1 protein-coding gene is annotated in these 207 nt (G+C 77.3%); it reads left to right on the forward strand.

The window, feature by feature from the left end; translation table 11 throughout:
• On the forward strand, positions 1 to 207 hold a 207-nt coding region (locus G3I40_RS26795; protein ID WP_164304729.1), incomplete at both ends, for a hypothetical protein.

Consider the following 207-nt stretch of genomic DNA (forward strand, 5'->3'; position numbering starts at 1 on the left):
CCCGCTGTTCACGTACGGCGGGCAGAGCTGGGATCCCGACTGGGCGGCCCGTACGCCGGTGGTCCTGACCGTGGCCGGCGCCTCCCCCGGACAACAGGCCGCCCGCTGGCGGTACGCGCTCGAAGCCGCCGCGCAGGAGGACGCGCCGGAGGCGGACGTCGACGCGCTCGCCCGGTCGGTGGCCGCGCACCGCCTCGACTCGGGTCA

Source organism: Streptomyces sp. SID14478 (assembly GCF_010548525.1).
Taxonomy (GTDB): domain Bacteria; phylum Actinomycetota; class Actinomycetes; order Streptomycetales; family Streptomycetaceae; genus Streptomyces.